Raw genomic sequence first — 21,559 nt, forward strand, 5'->3', positions numbered from 1 at the left:
GCCTGCCAGCGATGCGGCGCCCTCTCGACGGCCTGGCGAAGTCCGCGTGCGTGATGCTCAGGCGACCCTCGAACTGCGGCCAGGTCTCAGGACAGGACTGATCGTGCTGGCCGCCCTGGGATTGGGCGGCGCGGCCACGGTCGCCGCGATCCTGATCGGCGGCGCCCCGACCGTGTTCGCCCCGATCGTGGCCGCCTTCTGGGCCGTTTTTGATCGTCCTGGGGGCAATGGCCTTCCTTACCTCCCGCATCACCCTGACCTCGCACGAGATCGTCGTGCGGGGGCCGTTCATCCGGCAGCGCCGGTCACGCTCGCGCGTCGCAAAGGCGGTGCGCGCAACCATCCAGGTGCCGAGGGGGCCAACGAAAGCCTGTTCCTACTCGATGCACACGGCAAGCTGCTCATCAGAGTGGGCGTCGACTACTACAAGCGCGAGGAAGTTGACCGACTGGTCCAGATGCTCGACGTGCCGTGCAGCGGACCCGATTACTTCGGCAGCGCCAAGGAATTCACCAAGACGTATCCGGGCCTGGTGTCGTGGATCGAACGGCATCCCTACCGGATCGCGTTCGCGATCGCCAGCGTCGTATTGGCCGTGACCATTGCGATGGTCCTAGTCTCGGTCACGACAGCAGCCTGACCCCCTACAAACGGACGACGTCGCCAACCTCCACGTCCTCATCGCCCCTACAAGGGTTCGCAACTTGACCACCCCGAGGTCATAGAGCGCGGACGGGTCGGCGGGTCCCCATCGCCCCTACGAGGGTTCGCAACGTGATGGCGACTAGGCCGGAGGCCTGTTCTTCCACTTGGTCCTCATCGCCCGCTTCGTTGTTCGGCTGACTCCCTCCGGTCGCCCCAAGGGGTGGCCTACGGCCATCGCCCGGCCCGCCCAGGCCAGCGCGAAGGGGAAGCCGCGGCCCTCACGCCATCACGGGGACGACCATTCACGATCCGGCAGACGTAGCTAGGCCCCGTCCCAGGACAGAGCCGGAACGGGGCCATGATGTGCGGGTTACGCCTTGGGCAGGTCCCCGCGCTTGATGCGGGTCAGGAACGCATGTGCGGCGGATGCGGAGAGAGCGAACCTCGGCCCATCCGGGTTCTTGCTGTCGCGTATGCCGACCGCGCCGGGGAGGGTCGCCATCTCCACACAGTCGGACTGCGAGCCCGTGCCGCTGCGGGACGACTTGCGCCACTCGGTCATTGATAGGTCTCCATGCTCCCGTTGAGGATGGTTCGCGACGTGCCGACAGGTGCCGCTATGTCGCTAAGTCGGTCGTAGCGTACTGCGTACTTCATGACGTCCGTAGGGGTGGTCACGAGTCGTCCCCGTTCGGGGGCGTCTGTGAACGCTACTTCCCTGTCTCCCACGGTCAGGAGCCGGAACGATCCGTCCAGCCCGTTGTGCGCTCCGTTGGACGCCTCCAGGACACGGATGGAGATGTGCGGCGCTTCCGCCAGCTCCAGCAGGTGCGAAATCTGTGCCCGCATCACGTCCGAGCCGCCCACGGGTTGCGCAAGGACAGCCCAACTGAAGATGACGCTCACTAGCGGTGGTTCGGGACGTTCCCACACCACGGCCTGCCGGGCTCGCCGCGCCTCTAGGTCCGCCTCCACATTTCGGTCCACTCCTGCGGACAAGAGGGCCCGCGTGTACTCCGGAGTCTGGAGCAGGCCGGGGACCAGCAGCGCGGCCCACATGCGATGCCGTGTGGCACGAGCTTCGTGGTCCGTGAGCCCTGTGAACCAGTCGCCGTCGTCGCTCGTCTCCGCCAATCGGACGAGCCGGGCAAAGGTCGTGTCCCAGAGGGCATCCAGCCTTTCGGCGTAGCCCCGGGAGAGGTGCAGACGTCCGTTTTCAACCCGGGAAACGTACGAACGATCGCATCCGAGTTGCTCGGCGAGCTTGTTCCCGGACAGCCCGCGCACCTGACGCAGTCTGCGCACTTCAATGGCGATGTAGTCCCATAACGATCTGTCCGGGTCGAGACCTTCGGGTTCTGCCATGTTCCGCTCCGTACGTTTCCGACGTTCCGCGAACGTAGAAACGTTAACCCTTCACGGCGCAGACTTGCAGCGCCAAACAGAAATCTGCCCTGTGAGGTGAGGAGGGCCATGTGCCCCGAGACCGGAGAAAGCGCCCGACCTGCGATCCATCCGGAGGTGAGGCGAGAGCACGTCATCAAACTCGCCGCAGCCGCGAACGACACCGGCGACCTCACGGGCGACATCCTCCGCCCTGACGGCGAGATGTCCGCCAGGATCGGCCATGCCCGTTCGGGCCACGCGACCGACGTGACGGTGATCCTCCACGGTGGGTTCCCGTACTTCGCACGGACGACCGACCACCGCCCGATCATTGCGATTGAGGACGTCGCCGGGACGCTCGCCGTGATCCGTCACGAGCTGGTGATGCGGGGACAGATATGTCGGCCGTGATCGCCACCAGCACGTTCACGACGTCGGGTGACCCGGGCGAACTGGTTCGCATGACGGCCGCGTTCGGAGTCGTCGCCGTCGCGTTCTTGGTTTTCGGCCTCCTCATGGGAGCCCTGTGGGCCACACGGCGTAGAGCACCCCCAGCGCGGTCGGCACGCCGCCGGGCAGCCGCCCACCAGAGGAGGAGGACACGGAAGCGCCCGCGAGCGCCGTCCGCAACCTCGCCAACGTACGGAGCAGCCCCGCAACGTGATTCACGGCGTTCCCAGCCACGTTCGCCCCAGGTTCGGTCCAGAGCAGTGGTGACCGGGCCAACCACATCAGAGAAGGACGGCAGCGTGACAGAGACCCCGAACCCCGCTAACGAGCGCGCGGGACTGGTCGAACTCGTGTCCGCCGCATTCCGCGAGGCGATGAGGGACCACGGCATGCTTCCGGGGACGGTAGACGCGATCAGCATCGCCGCCTACCTCAAGCTCTCGGCCGTGCTCGACGAGGTAGAGCCGAGTTCCCCGCCGGAGCCGTCCAGGTAGGGGGAGGACCGCGCGGGAGGTAGGCCCGCGCGAAGGGGGCACACGATGACGGACTACAGACCCCCCGGGCAGTCCGCCGCGCGTCCTCACCGGGAGGCAACGCCGCGTCGCTCAGTCGGTGTGCCAGACCGAGTCAAGCAGGTCAGAGTTTGAAGGCTGCCCGTCCCTTACCTACCGGCTGGAGCCGCACCGAGACATCCCGAAGTACGCGAAGTGCTCGACACGCACGCGGCCTGACGGCCGTTCCAGCAGGTCAGTCAGCCTCTATTCAGCCCGAGCGACGCCCACAGGGCAACTCAAGCCAGTGCCGCCGAGGCCGCAGTAGCCGTTCGGGTTTTTATTGCTTGAAAGATACTGCTGGTGGTAGTCCTCGGCGTAGTAGAAGTCGGTGGCGGGGGTTACCTCGGTGGTGATCTGGCCGTAGCCGGCCTTGGTGAGGACGGGCTGGTAGGCGTCTCGGGACGCCTCGGCGGCCTTTTGCTGGTCGGCGGTGCGGTAGAAGATGGCCGAGCGGTACTGGGTGCCGACGTCGTTGCCCTGGCGCATGCCCTGGGTGGGGTCGTGGGACTCCCAGAAGACGCGGAGCAGGTCGTCGTAGGTGACCTTGGCGGGGTCGTAGACGACGCGGACGGCCTCGGCGTGGCCGGTGTGGCCGCTGCAGACCTCTTCGTAGGTGGGGTTCGGGGTGTAGCCGCCCTCGTAGCCGGCGGCGGTGGAGAGGACGCCGGGGGTCTGCCAGAACTTGCGTTCGGCGCCCCAGAAGCAGCCGAGGGCGAACTCGGCGATCTCGGCGCCGTCCGGGAAGGGCGGTGCGAGCGGGGCGTTGAGGACCTCGTGGCGCGGCGGGACCGGGATGGGCTCGTCCCTGCCGGGGAGCGCCTTCTCCGGAGTGACCATCTGGGTCTTCGCGAAGCCGAACATGCCCTCAGGTTAGCTCGCCGCCGGAGTCATGAGCGTCGAACTTCTTGACTAATTACGTCCTGGTAGGTTGCTTTCGTGGTGAAGCGGGGGATCGGCTTCGGGGCCGCGGCGTATGTGATGTGGGGATTGTTCCCGCTGTACTGGCCGCTGCTGAAGCCCGCCGGTGCGGTCGAGATCCTCGCGCATCGGATCATGTGGTCGCTGGTCGCGGTCGGCGTGGTGCTCGCCGCGCGGCGGAGCCTGCGGTGGGTCAGGACGCTGACCGTCCGGCAGTGCGCGCTGCTGGCGCTGGCGGCGGTGGTGGTCACCGCCAACTGGGGCACCTATATCTACGCCGTCAACAGCGGGCAGACGATCGAGGCCGCCCTGGGGTACTTCATCAACCCGCTGATCAGTGTGCTGTTCGGTGTCGTCATTTTCCGGGAGCGGCTGCGGATGTGGCAGTGGTGCGCGGTCGGGGTGGGCGCGCTGGCTGTGGTCGTGCTGACCGTCGACTACGGGCGTCCTCCGTGGATCGCGCTGGTGCTGGCGTTCGCGTTCGGGACGTACGGGCTGATCAAGAAGTACGTCGACATGCCGTCGGCGGAGAGCCTCGCGGTCGAGACGGCCGTGCTGTTCCTGCCCGCCCTGGGGTTCCTGATCATGCTGGAGGGGCAGGGCGAGGGGACGTTCGGGCATCACGGCATCGGGCAGGCCGTTCTGCTGGCCGCGGCGGGCGTCGTGACCGCGGTTCCGATGATGTTCTTCAACGCGGCGGCGATCAGGCTGCCGCTGACCGTCATCGGCATGCTGCAGTATCTGGCCCCTTTGCTGCAGTTCGCCATCGGGGTGTTCGTCCAGCACGAGGAGATGCCGTCCAGCCGCTGGGCGGGCTTCCTGCTGGTGTGGCTCGCGCTGGTGATGCTGACTTTGGACGGTCTGCACGCCGCCCGCCGCGAACCGCTCCCCGAGACCGCCTAGGGAGGCTAAAGTGCCGGACGTCATACGCGCCCGGATCTGAGGGAGCTCCCGTTGCGGCTGGTCAGCGTCATCTTCCTGGGGACGGCCCTCATCGCCGCGGGCATGCTCGCCCCGGCCACCGGTGATGTGACGGACGGCGAGGCGGTCCTGGTCGACCCTGATGTGGTGCGTCCAGGTCAGCGGGTCGACGTCTCGGTCCCCCGCTGCGCGGAGCCCGGGCACGAGGTGACGTCCGAGGCGTTCACCGAGCCGGCCAAGGACGGCACGGCGACCGTCGAGAGAGACACGGAGCCCCGCACGTACACGGTCGTCGCGCGGTGCGGAGGCGACACGATGAAGGGCCAGTTCACGGTGGCCGAACGGCGGCCCTGGCCCGGTCTGCTTCCGGCCGCGAAGCACGTCCGCTGACGAGGCGGCGGCAGCGGCGTTCCCGGAGGCCCGGCGAGCCATTGGAATTGTCAGAGAGCTCTGACCAATATGTCATTCTGCTTGCAAAGTGAGCCAGGTCACTGACAAAAGGGTATTTCCTACCCCCATGACACTTGTATCCGTTAATTGATCATGTGATACTCCCCCTAAAACGCCCAGATAGCCCATCGCCGAACAAACCGCACATTCGATCCTTCGCGCCCCCCGCTTCCCCCAAAGAACGACGAGAGCTCGTCAACCGGCACAAGGGGTCGAGAATGACTGCCGAGGTCGACGCCAGGTCCGCCCGCCGGGCACGGACGCTGTCGCTCCGCCACCTACCAGGCCTGATGCGGGAGCCGCTGGAGACATTCGAGAGGCTGGGAAGTGAGGCGAGCGGCGAGATCGTCAGGGTGAACCTCGGTGTCTCCCGGCCCTATCTCGTGACGCGCCCCGAGCACGTCCAACGAGTCTTGCGGGACAACGCGGAGAACTACCCCCGCGAAGGCATGATGTGGAAACCGCTCACCCGTCTGGTGGGCGGCATCGCGGGCGAGGGCCCGGAATGGGCGCTCAACCGGGGCATCTTCCAGCGCCTGATGTCAGGCCCCAACATCGCCTCGGTCACCGGCGAGATGGCCCGGACGATCGCGGAGGCCGTCGACGAGCTGACCGGGCGGCTCGCCGGACGGCCGGGGGATTCCCAGGCCGAGATGACCCGCATCGTGCAGCGCGCCATCATCCGCGTCTTCTTCGGCAACCGGATCTCTCTCGACGAGGCGGACCACCTGGCCGACGCGATCAGGACGGCGACGAGGTCGATCGGCTTCCGGATGCTGATGCCGTTCGTCCCGCTCTCCGTCCCGCTTCCGGGCGACCGGGCGTTCCAGGCCGCGGTCCGGTCGGTCGACGAGGTCATCTTCCCGTTGGTCGAAGAGGCGCGCCGGGGCGAGCTCGCCGAGCGCGACATCGTCTCCATGTTGATCGAGACCAGGGACGAACAGGGCCGCCGGCTGAACGACCAGCAGGTGCGCGACGGCGTCGTGGCGATGTTCACCGCGGGGACGGAGACCACGGCGACGGCCCTCACCTGGCTCTGGGTGGTGCTGAAGGAGCACCCTGCGGTCGCGGACAAGGTCTACGCCGAGATCGACGCCGTGCTGGGGCAGGACAGGCCGGACCGGACGCACCTGCCGCGCCTCCAGTACACCAAGATGGTCATCCAGGAACTGCTCCGGATGTACTCCGTCGGCTGGATCATCCCCCGCACGTCCGTCGACGACGACGTGATCGACGGGGTCAGGATCAAGGGCGGCAGCACGATCGTGATCAGCCCTTACCTGACCCACCGGGTCGCGGACGTGTGGCCGGACCCCGAGGTCTTCGATCCCGACCGGTTCTCCCCCACCCGGTCGAAGGGCCGCCACCGGTTCGCGTACATGGCGTTCGGCGCCGGTCCCCACCAGTGCGTGGGGACGCTCTTCTTCACCGTCGAGGCCCACCTGATCGCGTCGACGCTGCTGCAGGGATTCCGTCCGGTCGTGCAGAACGAGAGCCCGGTCCGGCCGCAGGTGAGGCTGACGCTGATCCCGAGGGAGCGGGTCGACATCGTCCTGAATCCGGCGAGCCACCGGTGAACGGTCCGAAGACGTCCTCAGTCGAGGACGAGATCCAGCGCGCGCTGGAGGCCGGGAGGACCGCCGCGCTCGCGGCGGACTGCCAGCGCGACCTGCAGGAATGGGCGGAGTCCTATCCCGTCCTCTTCTCCGCCCGTCCCTTCGACGCCCGGCTGTACGGCACGGTGGCGCTCGCCAACGCGTTCGGCGCGCCATGGGAGTCGGCGGACCGGCTCCGGATCGCCGTCCGCGCCTCGCTCTGGGTGTTCGCCGCCGACTGGATCGTGGACTACGTCGCGAAGACGCGCGACGAGATAGACGCGGTGACGCGCGACTGCCTCGCGGTGGCGGACGCCGACGGCCGCGTCCGGAAGGCGGCGGAGCCCGGCACGCCGGGCGCCGAGCTCGCGCGCTGCCTCGCCGACATTCAGGCCGACCTCGCGACCGTGCCGGCGTTCGACGCCCACCGGTGGGCGTGGCGGGACCAGCTCCGGCGCTATCTGACCGCGATGGCCCTGGAGTGGGATTGGAAGGCGGACGGGGCCCACCGCGGGAGCGGCGGCGCCGCCCGGCTCACGTTCGAGCAGTACGTGGCCAATGCCGACAATTTCGGGTCTTCGCTGGTCAACATCGCCCACTGGATCTTCACCGGCGACGATCCCACACTCGCCCATCTCGGCGCGCTGTGGAAGATCAGCGAAAAGGTGCAGTGCGTCCTGCGGCTCCTCAACGATCTGGCCACCTACGAGCGAGACGTCTCCTGGGGTGACCTCAACTGCCTGATGCTCGGTGTGGACCGGTCCACAGTGGCCGCTCGCATCACCTCGATCGTCGACGACTGCCGCGAGTCCCTCCGGCCGCTGCGAGATGTGTGCCCCACCCAGGTCGACTACTTAGAACGGCAGATCGGATACAGCACCGGCTTCTACGGAATCACCGACTACTGGGGTGCGCTGTGACCGTGCACGTTCCGTCATCGGGTACCACGCCCTGCCGCTACGAGACCAAAGCCAACGAACTGATCGACGGACTCGTCCGCGAGCCCTGGGGACGGGTCTCGCCGTCGGTCTACGAGACCGCGCGGCTGGTGGCCGTCGCGCCATGGCTCACCGGGCATGTGGGCCGCGTCGCCTACCTCCTCGCCAACCAGCGGACGGACGGCGGATGGTGCAGGCCCGGCGGATACGGGCTCGTCCCCACGTTGAGCGCGACCGACGCGGTCCTCAGCGCACTGGAGCGTCGGCCGGACGGCGTCAGCCTCGCGGTTCTGGCGCGCTCGGCCGACCGTGCGCTGGGCGCGCTGGCCCGGCTGGTCGCCGACCTCGACGCGAGCGACGTCCCGGACACGCCCGCGGTGGACCTGATCACGGCCTCGCTCGTCGGCTCGATCGGAAAGCGCTTGGATGCGCTGCGGGACGCGCCGTCCGCGGACGTCGAACCGGCGGCCCACTGGGCGCCGCCTCCCCTGCCCGCCGGAATCGACCGCAGGCGGCTGGACGCCATGCTGGCCGCGCTGAACGCGGGCCTGCCCCTGCAGGTGAAGCTCTTCCACGCACTGGAGGTGGCGGGTCCGGCCGCGTCCGGCGCGCCCGGTGCCACGCCCGCCCCGACCGGCGCGATCGGCGCGGCGCCGGCCGCCACCGCCGCATGGCTCGGCGAACGCGGCCCGATCGACCCCGGTCATCCTGCCCGCCGCTTCCTGGAGACGGTCGTGGAACGCCACGGCGGTCCGGTTCCGTGCGGAATCCCCATCACGCTCTTCGAGCGCACCTGGGTGATCAGCAGCCTGCTTCGGGCGGGGCTCTCCCCGGTGGTGCCCGCCGGACTGGCAGCCGAGCTGGCGGCCGCCGTGGGCCCGGACGGCAGCCCGGCGGCCGCCGGGCTGCCCGCCGACGCCGACACCACGGCCGTGGCCTTGTACACGCTTTCCCTGCTCGGCGTCAAGCGGACGCCGGACGCGCTATGGCGGTACGAGACCGAGAGCCATTTTTGTACATGGCCCGGAGAAGACGGTCATTCGACCAGCGTGAACGCTCACATCCTCGACGCTTTCGGGCAATATCTCGAGGACGTTTCCCAGGGGGCGTCCACCGCCAATCCCCGGACTGTTCAACGCGCGGCCATGTCCGTGCGAAAGATTTCGTCCTGGCTTTGTGATCGACAACACATGGACGGCAGTTGGCGCGACAGATGGCACGCCTCGCCTTACTACGCGACGGCATGCTGCGCGCTGGCGCTTTCCGACTTCGGCGGCGACATCGCACGGGAGGCGGTGGCCCGTGCGGTCCGCTGGGTGCTGGCCACTCAGCGTCCGGACGGCTCGTGGGGCACCTGGAGCGGCACCGCCGAAGAGACCGCCTACGCCATCCAGATATTGTCGCTCGCCGGGACCCCGGCCGATGACGCGACGAAACGCGCGTTGACGGCTGGAAACCGCAGACTGCTCCAGTCCGCAGAGGCGGCGCGGCATCCGGCGCTGTGGCATGACAAGGATCTCTACCTGCCCGCGGCGGTGGTCGAAGCCGTCATCCTCGCGGCCCTCCACCTGCCCGAGCGCCGGCTCTCCACCGGAACCGGTGATTCCGTTCAGCATCGAACCGCGTGAAGCGGTCAAATCGGACATCTAGTCCGATTTGTCGTCAGGATTCACCTTGAGTGGATATGGCAGCGTTGCTAAAGTTCTACTCTGGCCGGAAACGTAGCCCGTTTCCGGCATGCCCTTCACAAGTCGGGCGCCCTGGACTCCAGCCCCCCTGGAAAGTCCGGGAGGCTTTCTATTCTCCTGGGCAGGTCATATGCGCTTGCGCAATTCACGTGTGCGAATCAAGATCACAGCGCTGCTGCTGTCGCTGGCGGCGCTCTGGGGCTTCGCCGCGTGGGTCACCCTGCGCGACGGGCTCAACCTGCTCACCCTCAGCACGCTCGACACGAACACGGGCCGCCCCGGCTCCGATCTGATCACCGCCCTGCAGAACGAGCGGCGCGCCAGCCTGGTGTTCCTTGGGCGTCCGAGCGGGCAGCAGCGGGCCGCGCTGGACGGGCAACGCGCGCGCACCGACCAGGTGGTGGACCGTTTCCGCCGGCTTGCGAGCGGCGACGACGTGAAGTCCGCGGCGAGCGATCTCGGCTGGAAACGGATCAAGGACACCCTGAACCGGCTGGACACCCTCCCGGCGAGTCGGCGCACGATCGACGCCGACACGGACCGCGCCCGGGCATCGCAGAACTTCAACGCCATCATCGACTCCACGTTCCGCATCTTCCGCTCCAGCGCGAGCTTGGACGACGAGAACATCGCCCGTGACAGCCGCACCCTCATCGACCTGACCAGGGCCCGCGAGGTGCTCTCCCGCGAGGACGCCCTCCTCGCCGGCGCCATGGCCACCGGCCACCTCACCGGTCCCGAGGCGATCGAGTTCGGCAGGCTCGTCGGCGCCCAGCGCTTCTTCTTCGACGAGGCGGTGGCCGAGTTGCCCGACACCGACCGGGGAGCCTACGAGCGCTTCCGCGCCGGGAACGAGAACCGACGCCTCCAGTTGCTCGAAGAGCGGGTCCTGAACAAGTCGCGGGCCACCACGAGAGTTCCGATCAGCGCGGGCGAGTGGCGGGCCGCCGTGGAACCCGTCCTGGCGCAGCACGATGAGCTGGTCCAGGCGGGCGGCGACCACGTGGTCGAACGCGCCAAGCCGGTGGCGATCGGGGTGATCGTGCGGTTGCTGCTGGCCGGGGGGCTCGGGTTGCTGGCGGTCATCGCGTCCGTCGTCGTGTCGATCACCACCGCGCGTGCGCTGGTGCGGCAGCTGGAGCGGCTGCGGAGCGCGGCGTGGGAGCTGGCGGAGCAGCGGCTGCCCGGGGTCGTCGAACGGCTCGGGCACGGGGAGACGGTGGACGTCGCGGTCGAGGCGCCGCCGCTGGAGTTCGGCGGCGACGAGATCGGGCAGGTGGGGCACGCGTTCAACGCCGTCCAGGAGACCGCGATCCGCACCGCCGTCGAGCAGGCCGAGCTGCGGCGCGGCGTCCGGGACGTCCTGCTCAGCCTGGCCCGCCGCACCCAGACGCTCGTGCACCGGCAGCTGACCATGCTCGACACCATGGAGCGCCGCCGCGACATCGAGGTCAAGGAGCTGGAGGAGCTGTTCAAGCTCGACCACCTCGCGACCCGCATGCGGCGCAACGCCGAGAACCTCATCGTGCTGTCCGGCGCGCTGCCCGCCCGCGGATGGCGCAACTCGGTCCCGATGGTGGACGTCGTGCGCGCCGCGGTCGGCGAGGTCGAGGACTACACCCGCGTCACCGTGCTGCCGTTCGGGCCGGTCGAGCTGGCCGGACGCGCCGTCGGCGACCTCACCCACCTGCTCGCCGAGCTGATCGAGAACGCCGTGTCGTTCTCCCCGCCCGAGACCGTCGTGCAGGTCGGCGGGCATCTCGTGGCCAGCGGCTACGCCATCGACATCGAGGACCGCGGGCTCGGCATGACCGACGACAAGCTCACCGAGATCAACGAGCGGATCGCCGACCCGCCCGACTTCAACCTGCAGAGCTCCGTCCAGCTCGGCCTGTTCGTGGTGAGCCGGCTCGCCGAGCGGTACAACGTGCAGGTCTCGCTCAAGCGCTCCGCCTACGGCGGCACCACCGCCGTCGTCGTCATCCCCCGGGACCTCGTCGTCGAGCAGAGCCCGGCGCCCGTCGGGGCGGCCACCACCAAGAACGGCCTGGAAGTGCGCCGGCCCGCCGCGATCGGCGCCGCCTCCGGCACGGGCCCGCAGCCCGCGCTGATGGCGGTGCCGCCGCCCCGGCGCGAGCCGGCTCCGCTGCCGTCCGGCGGGGAGAGCCCCGATGGCGCGCGCGAACCGGACGGGCAGGCCACCGCCGGTGAGCCCCTGGCGGACCGGCCCGCCCGGCACGACGACGCCGGCCCGCGGCCCGAGGCGGAGGACTCCCATCCCCGGCCAGAGGACCAGCCACCCGTGCCCGACATCTCCCTCACACCGTCCGGCCTGCCCGTCCGGGTTCCGCAGGCGAACCTCGCCGAGCCCCTCCGCGGCGACGAACCGGTCGCCGCCGACGAGCCGGACGAGCACGACGACCCCGGCCGCTCCCCCGAAGAGATCCAGCGGATCATGGGCGCCTACCAGCGCGGCACCCAGCAGGGCCGCACGGACGCCGCCCAGACCGAACAGGCCGTCCCGGCCGGACAGGCCGCCCCGACCGAACAGCGCGACAAGATCCTCGGCACCAACGCAGCGGAAGGCGAGGAAGATCAGTGACGCAGAAGACCGGTTCCTCATCCGATCTGGGCTGGTTGCTGGACGACCTCGTCCACCGGCTGCCGCACGCCCGGAGCGCGGTCGTCCTGTCGGCGGACGGCCTGCTCATGGCCTCCTCCGAGGGCGTGACACAGGACGACGGCGAGCATCTCGCCGCCGTCGCCGCCGGGATCCAGAGCCTCGCCAAGGGCGCCGGCACCCGGTTCGGCGGCGGGCCCGTCCGGCAGACGATCGTCGAGATGCAGTCGGCGTACCTGCTGGTCACGGTGGCCGGCAAGGGCGCCTGCCTCGCGGTCCTGGCCGAGGAGGACGCCGACGTGGGCCTCACCGCCTACGAGATGGCCATGCTCGTGACGGCGATGGGCCACCATCTCACGTCCCCGGCCCGTACCGAGGGCGCGGAGGGGCGTCCCGCATGATGCCCCCCGACGGCCCCTCGCCCGATTTCTGGGCGGAGGACCCACCGCGCCCGCCCGCGCCGCCCGAGCCGGACGCCGCGGAGCGCTGGCTCGACGAGGGCGCCGGCCCGATGGTGCGCCCGTACGTGATGACGAGCGGCCGCACCGAGCCGTCCCGGGGGACGTTCGACCTGATCACGCTGGTGGTCGCGGTCGGCGTGGAACCCGACACCACGATCGGGCTCGGGCCCGAGCATCTGGCCATCATCCGGCTCTGCCAGACCGTGATGTCGGTCGCCGAGATCACCGGCCACCTCGACCTTCCCGTCGCGACGGTGCGGGTGATGCTCGGCGATCTGCTCGACAAGGGGTTCGTCTCCCTGCAGGAACCCGAACCGGAGGCGGACATGCACGACATCAGGATCTACAAGGCGGTGATCGATGGTCTCCGGGCCCTCTAGGCGCAACACCCCGGCAGGGGGTGTTCGCGCTCGCCGGCTCCCCACCGCGGTCAAGATCGTTATCGCGGGCGGCTTCGGGGTCGGCAAGACCACCATGGTGGGCACGGTCTCCGAGACCCAGCCACTGCGCACCGAGGAACTCCTCACCGACCGCGGCGTCGGCGTGGACGACGTCGAGGGCGTCGAACGCAAGGACACCACCACGGTCGCGATGGACTTCGGCCGCATCACCATGCGGGACGAGTACGTCCTCTACCTCTTCGGCACCCCCGGCCAGAAGCGCTTCTGGTTCATGTGGGACGAGGTCGCGCTCGGCGCCCTCGGCGCCGTCGTCCTCGCCGACACGCGGCGCCTGTCGGACTGCTTCCCGTCGGTCGACTACTTCGAGCGCCGCAAGACGCCGTTCGTCGTCGCCGTCAACTGCTTCGAGGGCGCCAAGCGTTACGACCTCGCGGAGATCCAGATGGCCCTGAACCTGGGGCCCAGGGTTCCGGTGATGCTCTGCGACGCCCGCCGGCTCGACTCGTGCAAGGAGGTCCTCATCGACCTCGTCCTGCACGCCATGAAGTACCGCGGCCTCAGCGAGGAAGCCCAGCCGCAGAACGCCTAGGCGGCGTCAGCCCGTCCTTGAGACGACGTAGTCGCAGAGGTGGACGAGGGCGTCGCGGGCGGGGATGTCCGGGAGGGTGAGGAGCTCGGCGCGGGCGTCCCCGGCCCAGCGGCGGAGGTCGGCGCGGGCGCGGTCCATGGCGGGGTGGGCGCGCAGCAGCACGAGGGCCTCGGCGTGGAGCGCGTCGTCGGAGAGGTCCTGGACGAGGAGCGCGCGGAGGCGTTCGTCGTCCGGGCCCGAGCCGATCCCGGCGAGGACGTGGTGCATCGGCAGGGTCCGGATGCCCTCGCGGAGGTCGGTGCCGGGAGTCTTGCCCGACTCCTCCGTCTCGGACGCGATGTCCAGGATGTCGTCGGACAGCTGGAACGCCACGCCGATCTTCTCGCACGCGGACGTGACCGTCCGCACGACGTGCGGCGCGGCGCCCGCGAGCAGGGCACCGAAATGGCCGGACACGGCGATCAGGGAGCCGGTCTTGTCGGCCACGACCTGGAGGTAGTGCTCCAGCTGGTCGGCCCCGGGACGCGGGCCGACGGTCTCCTGGATCTGGCCGCGGACGAGCCGTCCGAACGCGCGGGCCTGGATCCGGACGGCGTCCGGACCGAGGTCGGCGAGCAGGTCGGACGCGCGGGCGAACAGGTAGTCGCCGGTGAGGATCGCGACGGTGTTCGTCCAGCGGGAGTTGGCGGACTGCTGGCCGCGGCGGACGGTCGCCTCGTCCATCACGTCGTCGTGGTAAAGGGTGCCGAGGTGCGTCAGCTCCACCACGACCGCGGCGGGGATGACGCCCGGCGCGGACGGGTCGCCAAAGTGGGAGGCGAGCAGCACCAGCATCGGCCGGAACCGCTTGCCGCCCGCCTCGACGAGGTGCTTGGAGGCGTCGGAGAGCAGCGGGTCCTCGCCGCGGACGCAGTCGAGGAGGAGGGCCTCGACGGCGGCGAGGCGCTCCTTGGCGTCGGCCGCGAGAGCCGCGTCGATGGAAAGCCCGAACGGGCCGGACTCGGTGGCCGGCCCGCCGGGTTTCTCGGTGGAAGGGTTGCTCACCCAGGACTCCCTACCGGACGAACATGTGGGTCGTGGCTTGTCCCGCAAGGTCCAGAATGGGCTGTGGGAGCACGCCGAGTACCACAGTAGCCGTCGCGCCGAGCGCGACCGCGACCGCGGTCGCCGGCCCGGCGATCACCACCGGCCCGTCCGCGTCCGGTTCGCTGAAGAACATGACGACGATCACACGGACGTAGAAGAACGCGGCCACGGCGGACGAGATGACCGCGACGACGACCAGCGGCGTCGCGCCCTCCTCCACGGCCGCCTTGAACACCGCGAACTTCCCGGTGAACCCGCTGGTCAGCGGGATGCCCGCGAACGCCAGCAGGAAGAAGGCGAACACGCCCGCGACGACCGGGGACCGCTTCCCGAGCCCCGCCCACCGCGACAGGTGGCCCGCCTCGCCGCCCGCGTCCCGCACCATCGTGACGACGGCGAACGCGCCGACGGACGTGAACCCGTAGGCGAGCAGGTAGAACAGGGTGCTGGACAGGCCGTCGGCCGAGGACGCGATCACGCCCAAGAGCAGGAAGCCCGCGTGCGCGATGGACGAGTACGCCAGCATCCGCTTGATGTCGGTCTGCGTGATCGCGATGATCGACCCGATGGCCATGGTGAGAATGGCCACACCCCACATGAACGGGCGCCAGTCCCATTCGAGGGTCTCGAACACGACGTAGTAGACGCGCAGGATCGCGCCGAACGCGGACACGACCGTGCAGGACGCCATCAGCGCGGTGATCGGCGTCGGGGCGCCCTGGTACACGTCCGGCTTCCACATGTGGAACGGGACGCCGCCGAGCTTGAACAGCAGCCCCACCGACAGCAGCGCGACCCCGGCGAGGAGCAGCGTCTCGTTGCCGGCGTCCTTGCCGATCTGCGCGGAGATGTCCGACAGCCGCACCGACCCGGCGTAGCCGTACAGCAGCGCGGCGCCGTACAGGAAGAACGCCGAGGAGAACGCGCCGAGCAGGAAGTACTTGACCGCCGCCTCCTGCGACAGCAGCCGCCGCCGGCGGGCGAGCCCGCACAGCAGGTACAGCGGCAGCGACAGCACCTCCAGCGCGACGAACATCGTGAGCAGGTCGTTCGCCGCCGGGAACATCAGCATGCCGCCGACGGCGAACATCATCAGCGGGAAGACCTCGGTCTGGATGACGCCCGCCTGGGTCACGCGCTGCTCGGCCTCGCTGCCCGGCAGCGCGGACGCCTGCGCGGCGAAATGCCCGCCGACCGCTCCGGCCCGTCCGTCGCCGCGCTCGGCGATCAGCAGAAGGCTGACGAGCGCCAGCACCAGGATGGTCCCCTGCAGGAACAGGGTCGGGCCGTCGACGCCGAGCGCGCCCTCCGCGGCGACGTGGTGCGGGTCGTCGCGCCACGCCAGCGCCGCCGTCAACGCGAAGCCTCCGGCGAGGCCGAGGAACGCGAGCGGCACCTGCAGGTAGTAGCGCCACGTGCGGCCGACGAACGCCTCGACCAGCACCCCCGCCACGGCCACGCCGAAGACCAGCAGCATCGGGGCGAGCTGCCCGTACTCGATGTGCGGCGCGGGGATGTCACCCCCCTGGGCCAGGATCACGCTTGCTTGATCCAGCGCAGTCCCTTGACCGCCGGTGTTCATGGACGGACTCCGTTCTCGGCGACGTTACCGGTGATGTCCGGCGCCGGGTCGTGCTTGTCGACCCGCACCAGCGTCTCCTTCACCGAAGGGTTGATCACGTTCAGCACCGGCTGGGGGAAGACGCCCATCGCCACGATGATCGCGATGATCGGGGCGACGGCCCACTTCTCGCGGGCGTTCAGGTCCTTCATGCCCTCGACGGCCGGGGCCTTCGGGCCGCCCATGGTCCGCTGGTACATCCAGAGGATGTAGATCGCCGCGAGGACGACGCCGCTGACGGCGAGCGCACCGGCCCACTTGTAGCGGTCGAACGTCCCGACGATGACCAGGAACTCCGAGACGAACGTGGACAGGCCGGGCAGCGAGAGGCCGGACAGGCCCGCGACGAGGAACGTCCCGGCGAGGACGGGCGCCGCCTTCTGCACGCCGCCGTAGTCGGAGATCCGCGCCGACCGCCGCCGGACGATCATGAAGCCGATGACCAGGAACAGCGCGCCGGTGGAGAACCCGTGGTTCACCATGTAAAGCGTCGCGCCGGACTGGCCCTGCGACGTCATCGCGAAGATGCCGAGCACGATGAACCCGAAGTGCGACACCGACGTGTAGGCGATGAGCCGCTTCAGGTCGACCTGCCCGATCGCGAGGACCGCGCCGTAGATGATGCTGAGCACCGCGAGCCCGAGCACGACCGGGGTCGCCCACTTGGCCGCGCCGGGGAACAGCTCCAGGCAGAACCGCAGCATCCCGTACGTACCGACCTTGTCGAGGACGCCGACGATCAGCACCAGCGCGCCGGGCGGGGACTGCTGCGCCGCGTCCGGGAGCCAGGTGTGCACCGGGACCATCGGCGCCTTGATCGCGAACGCGACGAAGAAGCCGAGGAACAGCCATTTCGCGGTCGTCGGGTCGATGTTCATCTTCGACAGCTCGTCGAACATGAACGTGCCGTGCCCGAGGCCGCCCTCGGATGCCGGCTTGCTCGACAGCGGGTACAGCCAGATCACCGCGACGAGCATCAGCAGCCCGCCGAGCAGCGAGTACAGCAGGAACTTCACCGCGGCGTAGGAGCGCTGCGCGCCGCCGTAGTACCCGATGATGAAGTACACCGGGATGAGCATCGCCTCGAAGAAGACGTAGAAGAGGAACACGTCGGTCGCGGCGAACACGCCGATCATGGCCGCTTCGAGGGACAGCAGCAGCGCGAAGTACGTCTTCACCGAGCGCTTGGCGGGGACGTCCACGCCGCCGGACCGGTCGGCCTCCGTCCAGGACGCCAGCATGACCAGCGGGACGAGGATCACCGACAGCAGGATCAGCACGAGCGCGACGCCGTCGACGCCGACCGCCCAGTGGACGCCGAACTCCTTGATCCACCAGTACTTCTCGTCGTACTGGAAGCGGGCGCCGTCGGCGTCGAACCCGGCCGCCATGACACCGGCGAGGACCGCGACGACGAGGGAGACGCCGAGCGCGAACTGCTTGACCAGCGTCTCCCGCTCGCGCGGGATGACGCTGAGCAGCACCGCGCCCACCAGTGGCAGCGCGATGAGGACGCTCAGCCAGGGAAAGTCGTTCACGAGACATTCACCGCCAGCAGGGCGGCCACCACGAGGGCGGCGCCGCAGAACATGGATAGGGCGTACGAACGGGCGAAGCCGGTCTGGACGCGGCGGAACCGGCCGGACGTCCCGCCGATCCCGGCGGCGGTGCCGTTGACGGCGCCGTCGACGCCGCGGCCGTCGAACCAGACCGCGAGCCGGGTCAGCCACTGGCCGGGACGCATCAGCAGCGACTCGTTCAGCGCGTCGCCGTACAGGTCCTTGCGGGCGGCGACGGTGACGAACGAGCCCTTCGGCGCCTCGCGCGGCACCTTCCGGCTGCCGTACTGCCGCCACGCGATCGCCGCGCCGATGACCATCAGGACGAAGGTGGCGATGCCGGCCGGGGCGAGCGGCTTGAACTCGTGCGCGTGCTCGGGCGCTCCGACGACCGGTTCGAGGAAGTCGGCGAACCCGCCGAGGACGAGGAACCCGCCCGCGCCGACCGAGCCGACCGCCAGCAGGATCAGCGGCCAGGTCATGACGGCCGGGGACTCGTGCGGGTGCGCGTCGTCCGCCCAGCGCTTCTCGCCGAAGAACGTCATGAACATGACCCGCGACATGTAGTACGCGGTGATCCCGGCGCCGACCAGCGCGCAGGAGCCGAGGATCATCCCGGACGTGCCGCCCTTGTCGAACGCGACCTCGATGATGCCGTCCTTGGTGAACCAGCCGGACAGGCCCGGGAAGCCGATGATGGCGAGGTAGCCGAGCCCGAACGTGGCGTAGGTGATGATCATCACCGAGCGGAGCGCGCCGTAGTGGCGCATGTTCACGTCGTCCTTCATGCCGTGCATGACGGATCCGGCGCCGAGGAACAGGCCCGCCTTGAAGAAGCCGTGCGCGATGAGGTGCGCGATGGCGAAGACGTAACCGGCCTTGCCGAGGCCCGCGGCGAGGTGCATGTAGCCGATCTGCGACATCGTCGACCCGGCGAGGGCCTTCTTGATGTCGTCCTTGCCGCACCCGATGATCGCACCGAACAGCAGCGTGGCCGCGCCGACGATCGTCACGACGAGCTGCGCGGTGTCGGACATCTCGAAGATCGGCCCGGCCCGGACGATCAGGTACACGCCGGCGGTCACCATCGTCGCGGCGTGGATGAGGGCCGACACGGGGGTCGGGCCCTCCATCGCGTCCAGCAGCCAGGACTGGAGCGGGAGCTGCGCCGACTTGCCGCACGCGCCGAGCAGGAGCAGCAGCCCGATCGCGGTGGCGGTGCCGGTGCCGAGCTCGGACGCGAGGCCCACGTGCTCGGCGCCGGTGCCGAGGATCGGGCCGTAGCCGACCGTCCCGAACGTGGCGAACATCAGCGCGATCGCGATGATCAGCCCCATGTCGCCGACGCGGTTGACGACGAACGCCTTCTTCGCCGCGGTCGCGGCGGTCGGCTTGTACTGCCAGAACCCGATCAGCAGGTACGAGGCGAGGCCCACGCCCTCCCAGCCGAGGAACATGACGATGAAGTTGTCGCCGAGCACCAGCAGCAGCATCGCCGCGACGAACAGGTTCAGGTACGCGAAGAACTTGCGGCGCTCAGGATCTTCGGCCATGTAGCCGATGGAGTAGATGTGGATCAGCGACCCGACGCCGGTGATCAGCAGGACGAAGCTGATGGACAGCGGGTCCACCAGCAGGTCCATGCCGATCTTGAACGCGCCGACGTCGATGAAGTCCCATAGGTGCCGGGTGCGGCGCCGTTCCTCCGCCTCATACCCGAGCATCTGGACGAACATCGCCGCGCCCACCGCGAACGACGCCACCGACATGGTGACGCCGAGCAGATGCCCCCACCTGTCGGTGCGCCGGCCCCCGAGCAGGAGGACCGCGGCGCCCGCGAGCGGGAGCGCGATGAGGAGCCAGGACGCGGCCTGGATGCCTTCCGCTTTCATTTCCGGCCTCTCAGTACTTCAGCAGGTTCACGTCGTCCACCGACGACGACCTGCGGGTCCGGAAGACGGTCATGATGATCGCCAGGCCGACCACGACCTCCGCCGCGGCCACCACCATCACGAAGAAGGCGATGATCTGGCCGTCCAGGTTGCCGTGCATGCGGGAGAACGACACGAACGCAAGGTTCGTCGCGTTCAGCATGAGCTCGACGCACATGAACACCACGATCGCGTTGCGGCGTACGAGGACGCCGAGCGCACCGATGGTGAACAGGATCGCCGAGAGCGCCAGGTAGTGCCCCGGACTCATTGACCAGCCTCCCCTTGACGCTCACTGCCCGAGGCGGGCGACGCGGACTTGACGGCGCGGCCCTCGGCGTCGGCGTCCTTCGCCTCCTCCGTGGCGGCCTTCACCGCGCGGACGTCCCGCTCGAGGGCCTCCACCTCGGTCCCGCCGTACAGGTCGGGATGCCGCTCCGCGGTGTCGGTGCGGGCGGCGATGACCGGGTTGAGCGACAGCTCGGACGGCGTCCCGTCGGGCAGCAGCGCCGGCATGTCGACGGCGTTGTGCCGGGCGTAGGTGCCGGGACCGGGCAGCGGGCCCGGGTGGTCGCCGGACAGGAACCGTCCCTTGGACAGGTCCTTCTGCGTCGGCTTCGGCTCGGTGCGCTCCCGGTGCGCCAGCACCATCGCGCCCAGCGCCGCGGTGATCAGCAGCGCGCTGGTCACCTCGAACGCGAACACGTACTTGGAGAACAGCAGCCGGGCGAGGCCGACGAGGTTGCCCTCCGCGTTGGCCTGGTCCAGGCCCGCCGCGTTGCTCAGCGCGGCGTTCCCGAGCCCGACCGTCAGCAGGACGATGAACCCGACCGCGGCGATCACCGCCCAGAAGCGCTGCCCCCGGATCGTCTCCACCAGCGAGTCGGTGGAGCTGACCCCGACGAGCATCAGCACGAACAGGAACAGCATCAGCACCGCGCCGGTGTACACGATGACCTGGACGAACGCCAGGAACGGCGCGTTCTGGATCGCGTACAGCGCGGCCAGCGACAGCATCACGGTCGCCAGCAGCAGCGCCGAGTGGACGGCCTTCCGCACGAGGATCATGCCGAGCGCGGCGCACACCGAGACGACGGCCAGCAGCCAGAAGAAGAACGGCTCACCCGACTGCTTGTCCGCGACCTCCGCGGCGAGCACGTGGGCGGAGGTCATTTGCCCTCACCGCCCTTGCGGGACCTGCCGCGCTTCGCGGCTTTGGCCGCCTGGTCGGCACTCGCCCGGCCGCCGCCCTCGGATGGGACGGTGGGGGCGTCGTCGGACGGCTGGAGGCCGAGGCGGTAGTAGTCCTCCTCGGTGTCGCCGAGCCGCATCTCGTGCGGCGGCGCCTCCATGCCCTCGCGCAGCGGCGCCAGCAGCATCTCCTTGGTGTAGATCAGGCTCTCGCGGCTGTCGTCGGCGAGCTCGTACTCGTTGGTCATCGTGAGCGCCCGCGTCGGGCACGCCTCGATGCACAGCCCGCAGAGGATGCAGCGCAGATAGTTGATCTGGTAGGTGCGGCCGTACCGCTCGCCGGGCGAGTACCGCTCGTCCGGGTCGTTGTCGGCGCCCTCGACGAAGATCGCGTCGGCGGGGCACGCCCAGGCGCACAGCTCGCAGCCGATGCACTTCTCCAGACCGTCCGGCCACCGGTTGAGCTGGTGCCGCCCGTGGAAGCGCGGGGCGGTCGGCTTCTTCACCTCGGGGTACTGAACGGTCTCGCTCTTCATGAACATCTGGTGGAACGAG

22 protein-coding genes are annotated in these 21,559 nt (G+C 69.3%); 12 read left to right on the forward strand and 10 right to left on the reverse strand.

The annotated features are described in order from the left end of the window. On the forward strand, positions 1 to 640 hold a 640-nt coding region (locus ETD83_RS05150; protein ID WP_205717504.1), incomplete at its 5' end, for a hypothetical protein. A 375-nt stretch (positions 641 to 1,015) separates the two neighbouring features. Here the strand turns inward: ETD83_RS05150 and ETD83_RS05155 are convergent. Next, the gene (locus tag ETD83_RS05155) at positions 1,016 to 1,207 is read right to left on the reverse strand and encodes a DUF397 domain-containing protein (RefSeq protein ID WP_138643887.1); all 192 of its coding nucleotides are present in this window, start codon (positions 1,205 to 1,207) and stop codon (positions 1,016 to 1,018) included. Beyond that, positions 1,204 to 2,010, reverse strand: a complete 807-nt coding sequence (locus ETD83_RS05160) for a helix-turn-helix domain-containing protein (RefSeq protein ID WP_138643888.1) — start codon at positions 2,008 to 2,010, stop codon at positions 1,204 to 1,206. Before ETD83_RS05160 ends, ETD83_RS05155 begins: the two co-directional genes overlap by 4 nt. 156 nt (positions 2,011 to 2,166) lie before the next feature. On the opposite strand from ETD83_RS05160, the gene ETD83_RS05165 reads away from it, so the two are divergent. Together ETD83_RS05165 and ETD83_RS05170 are read left to right on the forward strand one after the other, a co-directional pair. Next, positions 2,167 to 2,442, forward strand: coding sequence for a hypothetical protein (locus ETD83_RS05165; protein ID WP_138643889.1), 276 nt, complete (start codon positions 2,167 to 2,169; stop codon positions 2,440 to 2,442). Positions 2,443 to 2,780: 338 nt separating this feature from the next. After that, entirely contained in the window at positions 2,781 to 2,975 is a 195-nt protein-coding gene (locus tag ETD83_RS05170) for a hypothetical protein (RefSeq protein WP_138643890.1), read from the forward strand. 264 nt (positions 2,976 to 3,239) lie between these two features. Here ETD83_RS05170 and msrA read toward each other — a convergent pair whose 3' ends face one another. Then, the gene (gene msrA / locus ETD83_RS05175; protein ID WP_138643891.1) at positions 3,240 to 3,896 is read right to left on the reverse strand and encodes a peptide-methionine (S)-S-oxide reductase MsrA; all 657 of its coding nucleotides are present in this window, start codon (positions 3,894 to 3,896) and stop codon (positions 3,240 to 3,242) included. Positions 3,897 to 3,971: 75 nt separating this feature from the next. Between msrA and rarD the strand changes: the two genes are divergently transcribed. The 9 genes from rarD (at position 3,972) to ETD83_RS05225 (ending at position 13,616) form a co-directional block, all read left to right on the forward strand. After that, positions 3,972 to 4,856: an EamA family transporter RarD gene (gene rarD, locus ETD83_RS05180; protein WP_268920414.1), complete on the forward strand. Its 885-nt coding sequence runs from the start codon at positions 3,972 to 3,974 to the stop codon at positions 4,854 to 4,856. A gap of 51 nt (positions 4,857 to 4,907) precedes the next feature. Continuing rightward, on the forward strand, positions 4,908 to 5,264 hold the full coding sequence (locus ETD83_RS05185) for a hypothetical protein (RefSeq protein WP_138643892.1): 357 nt from the start codon (positions 4,908 to 4,910) through the stop codon (positions 5,262 to 5,264). Positions 5,265 to 5,542: 278 nt separating this feature from the next. Next, entirely contained in the window at positions 5,543 to 6,901 is a 1,359-nt protein-coding gene (locus ETD83_RS05195) for a cytochrome P450 (RefSeq protein WP_138643893.1), read from the forward strand. Then, positions 6,898 to 7,839: a terpene synthase family protein gene (locus ETD83_RS05200; protein WP_138643894.1), complete on the forward strand. Its 942-nt coding sequence runs from the start codon at positions 6,898 to 6,900 to the stop codon at positions 7,837 to 7,839. The genes ETD83_RS05195 and ETD83_RS05200 overlap by 4 nt, the downstream gene beginning before the upstream one ends. A 242-nt stretch (positions 7,840 to 8,081) precedes the next feature. Beyond that, the gene (locus tag ETD83_RS05205) at positions 8,082 to 9,485 is read left to right on the forward strand and encodes a prenyltransferase/squalene oxidase repeat-containing protein (RefSeq protein ID WP_205717505.1); all 1,404 of its coding nucleotides are present in this window, start codon (positions 8,082 to 8,084) and stop codon (positions 9,483 to 9,485) included. A gap of 211 nt (positions 9,486 to 9,696) precedes the next feature. Then, positions 9,697 to 12,147: a sensor histidine kinase gene (locus tag ETD83_RS05210; RefSeq protein ID WP_230420695.1), complete on the forward strand. Its 2,451-nt coding sequence runs from the start codon at positions 9,697 to 9,699 to the stop codon at positions 12,145 to 12,147. Beyond that, positions 12,144 to 12,566, forward strand: a complete 423-nt coding sequence (locus tag ETD83_RS05215; RefSeq protein WP_138643897.1) for a roadblock/LC7 domain-containing protein — start codon at positions 12,144 to 12,146, stop codon at positions 12,564 to 12,566. The genes ETD83_RS05210 and ETD83_RS05215 overlap by 4 nt, the downstream gene beginning before the upstream one ends. Beyond that, positions 12,563 to 13,006 carry a DUF742 domain-containing protein gene (locus tag ETD83_RS05220; RefSeq protein ID WP_138643898.1) on the forward strand — a complete coding sequence of 148 codons (444 nt, stop codon included), beginning with the start codon at positions 12,563 to 12,565 and terminating at the stop codon, positions 13,004 to 13,006. The genes ETD83_RS05215 and ETD83_RS05220 overlap by 4 nt, the downstream gene beginning before the upstream one ends. After that, positions 12,987 to 13,616, forward strand: coding sequence for a GTP-binding protein (locus tag ETD83_RS05225; protein WP_138643899.1), 630 nt, complete (start codon positions 12,987 to 12,989; stop codon positions 13,614 to 13,616). The genes ETD83_RS05220 and ETD83_RS05225 overlap by 20 nt, the downstream gene beginning before the upstream one ends. Positions 13,617 to 13,622: 6 nt before the next feature. Here the strand turns inward: ETD83_RS05225 and ETD83_RS05230 are convergent, their stop codons facing one another. The 7 genes from ETD83_RS05230 to nuoI all read right to left on the reverse strand — a co-directional run bounded on the left by ETD83_RS05230 (position 13,623) and on the right by nuoI (position 21,546). After that, positions 13,623 to 14,594, reverse strand: a complete 972-nt coding sequence (locus ETD83_RS05230) for a polyprenyl synthetase family protein (RefSeq protein WP_230420700.1) — start codon at positions 14,592 to 14,594, stop codon at positions 13,623 to 13,625. 76 nt (positions 14,595 to 14,670) lie between these two features. Further along, positions 14,671 to 16,284, reverse strand: a complete 1,614-nt coding sequence (nuoN, locus tag ETD83_RS05235; protein WP_138643901.1) for an NADH-quinone oxidoreductase subunit NuoN — start codon at positions 16,282 to 16,284, stop codon at positions 14,671 to 14,673. After that, positions 16,281 to 17,861 (reverse strand): NADH-quinone oxidoreductase subunit M, encoded by a 1,581-nt coding sequence (locus tag ETD83_RS05240; RefSeq protein WP_138643902.1) that lies wholly within the window; start codon positions 17,859 to 17,861, stop codon positions 16,281 to 16,283. The genes nuoN and ETD83_RS05240 overlap by 4 nt, the downstream gene beginning before the upstream one ends. Beyond that, on the reverse strand, positions 17,858 to 19,774 hold the full coding sequence (gene nuoL / locus ETD83_RS05245) for an NADH-quinone oxidoreductase subunit L (protein ID WP_138643903.1): 1,917 nt from the start codon (positions 19,772 to 19,774) through the stop codon (positions 17,858 to 17,860). The genes ETD83_RS05240 and nuoL overlap by 4 nt, the downstream gene beginning before the upstream one ends. 10 nt (positions 19,775 to 19,784) lie before the next feature. Beyond that, entirely contained in the window at positions 19,785 to 20,084 is a 300-nt protein-coding gene (gene nuoK / locus ETD83_RS05250) for an NADH-quinone oxidoreductase subunit NuoK (protein WP_117401203.1), read from the reverse strand. After that, the gene (locus tag ETD83_RS05255) at positions 20,081 to 20,986 is read right to left on the reverse strand and encodes an NADH-quinone oxidoreductase subunit J (RefSeq protein WP_138643904.1); all 906 of its coding nucleotides are present in this window, start codon (positions 20,984 to 20,986) and stop codon (positions 20,081 to 20,083) included. Before ETD83_RS05255 ends, nuoK begins: the two co-directional genes overlap by 4 nt. Continuing rightward, a complete protein-coding gene (nuoI, locus tag ETD83_RS05260) occupies positions 20,983 to 21,546 on the reverse strand; it encodes an NADH-quinone oxidoreductase subunit NuoI (RefSeq protein ID WP_230420702.1) in 564 nt (187 codons plus the stop codon). Before nuoI ends, ETD83_RS05255 begins: the two co-directional genes overlap by 4 nt. Between the last annotated feature and the right edge of the window lie 13 nt (positions 21,547 to 21,559).

The sequence above is a fragment of the Actinomadura soli genome (assembly GCF_005889715.1).
GTDB lineage: Bacteria > Actinomycetota > Actinomycetes > Streptosporangiales > Streptosporangiaceae > Spirillospora > Spirillospora soli.

Coding starts and splice junctions, on each gene's coding strand:
- ETD83_RS05225 (WP_138643899.1), top strand. CDS start 12,987: ATGGTCTCCGGGCCCTCTAGGCGCAACACCCCGGCAGGGGGTGTTCGC.
- ETD83_RS05195 (WP_138643893.1), top strand. CDS start 5,543: ATGACTGCCGAGGTCGACGCCAGGTCCGCCCGCCGGGCACGGACGCTG.
- ETD83_RS05155 (WP_138643887.1), bottom strand. CDS start 1,207: ATGACCGAGTGGCGCAAGTCGTCCCGCAGCGGCACGGGCTCGCAGTCC.
- nuoL (WP_138643903.1), bottom strand. CDS start 19,774: ATGAAAGCGGAAGGCATCCAGGCCGCGTCCTGGCTCCTCATCGCGCTC.
- nuoI (WP_230420702.1), bottom strand. CDS start 21,546: ATGTTCATGAAGAGCGAGACCGTTCAGTACCCCGAGGTGAAGAAGCCG.
- nuoK (WP_117401203.1), bottom strand. CDS start 20,084: ATGAGTCCGGGGCACTACCTGGCGCTCTCGGCGATCCTGTTCACCATC.
- msrA (WP_138643891.1), bottom strand. CDS start 3,896: ATGTTCGGCTTCGCGAAGACCCAGATGGTCACTCCGGAGAAGGCGCTC.
- ETD83_RS05255 (WP_138643904.1), bottom strand. CDS start 20,986: ATGACCTCCGCCCACGTGCTCGCCGCGGAGGTCGCGGACAAGCAGTCG.
- ETD83_RS05220 (WP_138643898.1), top strand. CDS start 12,563: ATGATGCCCCCCGACGGCCCCTCGCCCGATTTCTGGGCGGAGGACCCA.
- nuoN (WP_138643901.1), bottom strand. CDS start 16,284: ATGAACACCGGCGGTCAAGGGACTGCGCTGGATCAAGCAAGCGTGATC.
- ETD83_RS05160 (WP_138643888.1), bottom strand. CDS start 2,010: ATGGCAGAACCCGAAGGTCTCGACCCGGACAGATCGTTATGGGACTAC.